At 43.9% G+C, this 6,021-nt stretch carries 6 protein-coding genes and 1 pseudogene; all 7 read left to right on the forward strand.

The window, feature by feature from the left end; translation table 11 throughout:
• Positions 1–312: pseudogene (locus Q0R35_RS11515) on the forward strand (dynamin family protein); the annotation flags it as partial.
• A 216-nt stretch (positions 313–528) separates the two neighbouring features.
• Positions 529–918, forward strand: coding sequence for a hypothetical protein (locus tag Q0R35_RS11520; protein WP_295617909.1), 390 nt, complete (start codon positions 529–531; stop codon positions 916–918).
• A gap of 133 nt (positions 919–1,051) precedes the next feature.
• Positions 1,052–1,510: a KGK domain-containing protein gene (locus Q0R35_RS11525; protein ID WP_295617912.1), complete on the forward strand. Its 459-nt coding sequence runs from the start codon at positions 1,052–1,054 to the stop codon at positions 1,508–1,510.
• Between the two features lie 467 nt (positions 1,511–1,977).
• Entirely contained in the window at positions 1,978–3,408 is a 1,431-nt protein-coding gene (locus tag Q0R35_RS11530) for a proton extrusion protein PcxA (protein WP_295617915.1), read from the forward strand.
• A 743-nt stretch (positions 3,409–4,151) separates the two neighbouring features.
• A complete protein-coding gene (locus Q0R35_RS11535) occupies positions 4,152–4,697 on the forward strand; it encodes a type IV pilin-like G/H family protein (protein WP_295617918.1) in 546 nt (181 codons plus the stop codon).
• Between the two features lie 135 nt (positions 4,698–4,832).
• Complete coding sequence (locus Q0R35_RS11540) at positions 4,833–5,384, forward strand: type IV pilin-like G/H family protein (RefSeq protein ID WP_295617921.1); 552 nt, start codon at positions 4,833–4,835, stop codon at positions 5,382–5,384.
• 226 nt (positions 5,385–5,610) lie between these two features.
• Positions 5,611–5,943, forward strand: coding sequence for a hypothetical protein (locus Q0R35_RS11545; protein ID WP_295617924.1), 333 nt, complete (start codon positions 5,611–5,613; stop codon positions 5,941–5,943).
• Positions 5,944–6,021 lie beyond the last annotated feature (78 nt).

The raw sequence follows: 6,021 nt of genomic DNA on the forward strand, positions 1-6,021 counted from the left end.
CTACTACCCGGAGCCAGCCACCAAGCCGAGCAAATCCTCTCTCAATACGATCGCGCTCGTGCATATATCGCCAAAGCACTAGAGAAAGAAGCCGAAGAAAAAATCCGCCAAAATCAACGTCAATTAGCCGAAGTAGAACAACAGATCGGTTTATTTAATGACGCTGTTGAGGGGATTAATAGCTGTCTGGAAGCCATGCAATTAGACCGACATCGGTTGCCAACTTTAGATCGATCGGATTTACTGTTATTACCTGTTCGCGATAATATTGAATCTACCGCAGAGTTAGTTATGGCTGGCGATAGTAATTAGATCGTTAGGGGTTCGAGCGATCTTTATTTGTGAGGATCGATCGGACAAATATTGTTTGTAAATTGCTTGTGGGGGAGGGCGGGTTCGATTAGAGATTTCTAGTAAATGCGAAATCGATCTCATAAACCCGCCCCTACAGATCTATAAATATGTTTTATATGTTTGTCTCTATCGATTCATGGGCACACTATAAATGTACCGTTTTTAATTTGAATCATGAGCTTTGTTCTTACTGAAGTTATCCATATTATTAGCACCATCGATGATTTACTTTCCATGAGCGAACGTCCATGTCCAATCAATACATCAACTGGCTATGATGAAGATGATGATGAAGCAATCTTCATCGATTTTGCATTTGCGCTTAAAAATGGTATCGCGAAAGTAAGAATATATGATTCTGTTGGCTTCTTAATCTATACAAGTCAAAGTGGAGAAATATTGAAAAATATAGAGTTTGACGATCGGGAAATTTCAGAAACAAATGGCTCTTTTAAAAAAGCACTTAAACAAATACGTGACTTCGATCGCCAGCAAACTAGTACAGCGAAAAGTACTCATGCTCCGATCGATCGAGCATCATTCGGATTAGCTGAAGTTAATTAATCGGATCTGTAGGGGCGGGTTTATGCGATCGATTCCGATCGTACTGAAAATCTACGATCGAACCCGCCCTCCCCAGCAATTAAATAACGAATGTTATATATTTACATCTAACACATTAAATAATTATCAAATCATGAACGATCGATCCAAACAAATCATCCCCGATTCACAAGCTGTTGCTCGTTGTCTCGATCCAGAGATGCTAGAAATATTGGGATCGCATGGCACATTCATACTTAGCGAACTTCTTGATATGTTCAAAGGATCGAACGTCGATTGCATTGATTTCAACGATAGAGTAAAGTTCATAGAAAAACTAACAGATACAGTTGCACAAACAATTCAGCAAGGACACTCCAGGCAATATTTAATGAATAAGGTTTCAACTCTTGTGAAGGGGAGTATGCTCGATCCAAGCAAAGATAGTCCAAGACTCAATAATACACTTTTGTCTGGCATAAACTGTAATCTTCTACAGCCTGATGGCAAAGGGTGGCAAAAAGGAAAACTGAAAATCTGTTTTGAATTTATCCCTGAAGAACCAGAAGATCTTCACTCTCCACTAGATGAAATCCGACAGTTATCGAACTAATCGCACCCGCCGTCTCCATCGCTTTAACTTTCTGGCTACAACAGATACTGTTCTGCACCACTCAGCCCATTTATTCTAAAATATATGTAGCGTAAATTTACCCTAGCTGGCTCATCCCGTTCGCCTATTAGCTGGTACTGCTTGAGAGGGTGTCTGAAAAGTCTAGTTTGTTAAGCGTAAACCCTAAAAATCCCCCCTAGCCCCCCTTAGAAAGGGGGGAACCGGATTCTTAGTCCCCCTTTTTAAGGGGGATTTAGGGGGATTAAGATCTAGGATCGAAGCTAATAAGACTTTTCAGACACCCTCTGACAACGCCAACGAATCGACATTCAAAAATACTGCCCAACAACTCCTAGAAAGTAGCCGCAGCCGATGTTGATGACCGATGCACAGCATGGGATGAGATGAAGACGAGGATGGGATCGCTACACCATTTAACGAGGCTTAACCGAGCAGCTAAATCCCTGATGGAGAACAAACTCAGTCAATACTGGCGCAAAGCAAATCAGTGGTTTTATCGTACAGCCGATCGCGCGCTAGATGAAGCCTACAAAGCAGCTTTGAAAATAAAAGCGATCGAAGACGAACATTTTGGCGGCGAGAACATCGAAGTTTCCGCAGCAGATCCTAACAATCAAGTTGCTACCTACTTTCAGAACGATCTCAATAAATATTTGAGTATCGCCCGAATTCGGCTGGCTGAATTTCAAACCAGCCGCGCAATTACCGGAAATAATTATCCCCAACCGCCAGAGAGCCAACAATTTGACGGGCAAGGATTTAGCGATATTAATCCATATACGCCCGATATTGAATACGAGGCGCGGATCCTGGAAAAACTCAGCTTCATCGACGAACTGCTGGCTCGATATGCAGACCGCACGGCACAGCTAGACAATTATAATGCTCGTACGAACTTAGGACAACGCGCGATCGATGCGATCGCCCCACCCGATATAGACGGATTAGCACCCACAACCGTTCGATCCCTTACCACCAATCGCTCTGCACTAAACAGCCGTAAAACTCTACCAGATCGTCGCCCGTCCAATCCTATGTCCAATCGACCCGATCTTGATGCCTCCCGTCCTCAAGAAAACATCAATAAAAAAGCCCTCATCGATCCGTCTCTGATTGCCACATTTCGCCGCATTCAGCAAGATCTCAACCCCAAAGCCGAGACTCAAGTCATCGCTAATTACCGCTTCAGCCAGGGTAAAACCAGAACCGCGTTGCGATTTATCCTAATGTTGATTTTGGTGCCCTTGCTCGTCCAATACATTTCTAAAATAGTGATTGTCGGCCCCGCGATCGATCTATACCGTAACTATCGCCATGCTGATGTCTTCCTGAATGTCAATCTTCAAAGAGAAGCATTTGAAGAAATGGAGCTATTTGAGAAGCAACTCAAATTTCAACAGATGATTGGACTCACGCCCCAACTCACAGGCGAACAAATGGAAGAGCGAGTCAAAACCAAAGCCGAAGAAATTAAAGTTAGTTTCTATCGTCAGAGTGCCGAAGCCGTTAAAAACTGGTTTGCGGATGTTTTATCGATCGTGACCTTTGCCTGGTTGATTACCAATAGCCAGCAACAGATTAAAATTCTCAAATCCTTCCTCGACGATCTTGTCTCTGGACTCAGCGACACCGCCAAAGCCTTTATCATTATCTTACTCACCGACACCTTTGTCGGCTTTCACTCTCCACACGGCTGGGAAGTGATTCTCGAAGTTACCGCCAAACATTTGGGTATTCCCGAAAACCGCGAGTTCAACTCACTATTTATCGCCACCTTCCCCGTCTTAATGGATACCGTCTTCAAATACTGGATCTTCCGCTACCTCACCGGACAATCCCCATCCTCCGTCGCCACCTACAAATCCATGAACGAGTAATCTGATAAATCCCCTCCTCGGAGGCTACTGTGTTTACACAAGTATGGTTGACTTCGTTTTGAGATCTAAATCCCCCCTAACCCCCCTTAAAAAGGGGGGAACCGGATCCGGAAGTCCCCCTGCTTGGTGCGCTTCACTGTCGGGGAACCCGAACAGTGCGCGCATCCGCTTTTTAAGGGGGATTTAGGGGGATTCTCACCAATCTCGCTTACTTATAGAGATGTGTATACAGCACTTCCGGCTGCTATCAGGTACAGATCGATAGGCAGCTATTAGCCTGTATCAAAGATAATTAGATAATTACTGTACCTCATGACTAACGGAAGTGCTGTATACGGTAGCCTCGGAGGGGTGCCCGAAGAGCGGGGTGGGTAGATCTTCGCTCCTAACGCCTAAAGATCCAAACACATATATATAGACAACCCCTAAATACCCGTTGAAGGCAAATATACAAATTTCAATTGTAGCAATGCACTTCGCGGGAATTTTTTTGCCCCAACTACTAGCTATTAGCTACCAATCATCATCCGATCGAAACATTTATCACTCAATTTCCAAAATTCTTTTAAGTCGTAATTTCCGCACCCAGAGAGGGTTTGGTAGTAGGATAACCGTCTGTTTTCAAAGATTTTAAAAAAAAGTTGCTTGGGGGTGATAGGTAAATTGAAACAAGTGGGTAAGCTGAGGACACGAAGCAAACGCAACGCAACACACCACCCCAACCCTTACAGGAAATAATCAAAATGAGAACTGAACTACAAGCTAAATTCATCCAACACCTCAACAGCCGCAAAAACAGTGAAAAAGGTTTCACATTAGTCGAACTGTTAGTTGTAATTATCATCATCGGTATCTTAGCTGCAATCGCTTTACCTAACTTCCTCAACCAAGCTTCTAAAGCTAAACAGAGCGAAGGTAAACAAAACATCGCTTTGGTTAACAAAACCCAAAACTCCTACCGCGCTGAAAACAGTGCTTTTGCTACTTCCTTTAATATTCTAGCAATCGGTAGTGTTGTCGGTGATGCAAGTGGAAGTACTGTTAACTTCAACTATTCAATGTCTGGTGCTACTGACACTGCTGATGTTCTTGGTGCTGCCAGAGATGGTGGACTCAAAGGTTACGCTGGTCGTGCTGCTCGGTTCAGTAACACTGCTAACCAAAGTGTCATCGGTACTATCCTCTGTGAAGCTACAGCTCCAGGTACTGGTGCAGTCAGCGCAGCTACTGGTACTGGTGGTACTAGCCCACTCGCTTGTGGTGGTAGCACTACTTCCTTGAGCCTATAATTATTAATCCTTCATCTGAAGACCTGCAAATATGTCAGATATTTAGATGGAATAGCAACGGTGGGCATTTTGCCCACCGCTTCTTTTTAATCATGTACCAACAAATTACCCCGACCCCGACAGGACATAATTACCATGAGAACCGAGCTAAAAGCTAAGTTTATTCAACACCTAAACCGCAGGCAACAAGAGGGGGGGTTTACGCTGATCGAATTGCTAGTTGTAATTTTAATTATTGGTATTCTGTCGGCAATTGCGATTCCTAACTTTCTCAATCAAGATGTTAAGGCTAAACAATCTGAGGCTAAACAGAATGTTGTTTTAATTAACAAAACTCAAAACTCTTTCCGCGCTGAAAACAATCGGTTTGCGACTTCTTTTGGTGTTTTAGCAGTCGGTAGTATTACCGATAACATTGGTGCGGGTAACGGCAGTACTACTAACTATACTTATACGCTCACTGGTGCGACTGAAACTGCTAGCATTTTAGCTGCCCCCAATGATACTGCACTCAAAGGTTATAGCGGTCGTTCGAGTCGGGTTGTTAACGGTGCCAATCAAAGTGTCATCGCCACGATCTTGTGTCAAAATATTACTATTGGTACGGCTACGCCTGTAGTGGTACCGATCGATAACGTCGGCTCGGCACCTACTTGTGCGACGACGACTACTTCGTTAAGTATCTAAAGATTGAGTTTTAAATTCAACAATCGATCGACATTGGCTCTATTTTAATTACATATTAATAGGGTGATTTTTACTGTATTTAAAACATAGCGATCTGAGTGAGGATCGGTAAATTTACGGTTACCAATTCATCGCGATCGATTTTGTTCCGTAATTACCTCGATTTAGTCTCGATCGGCTGCTGGTTATACTAGAGGACGATCTGTGCTTTGTCAGGGTTAAATTCATGCAGGTATCAACAGCCATCTCCTCAGCCTCAGTAGGCGATTCATTAGGTTCGATCGATTTTTATGAAGCAGAGATCGCCACTGATGAAACTATTGCTAGTAATTACTGGCATCTGGGCGTTGCTTATTTATTAGCAGGTAGAGAGGAAGACGCGCAAGCTGCCTGGTTTACACCGCTAGCGACAGCAACCGAGGATGAAGTCGATGCTTTAACTGAAGATTTACTCGCCGCTTTAGAGCGAGCCGCTAATTACCAAACTGAAATTCCAGATTTAGAGCGAGCTTGGTTACTCCGCCACGCGTCATCCCCAGGCGGGTCGCAATCACGCTAGGTGGCAAGCCCGCATCAAAAAGTTCGCGCATCAGCGCCCATTCAGTTACCGTCACGCCATGTTTTGCGAGCTTCTGCC

The sequence above is a fragment of the Chamaesiphon sp. GL140_3_metabinner_50 genome, assembly GCF_025361915.1.
GTDB lineage: Bacteria > Cyanobacteriota > Cyanobacteriia > Cyanobacteriales > Chamaesiphonaceae > Chamaesiphon.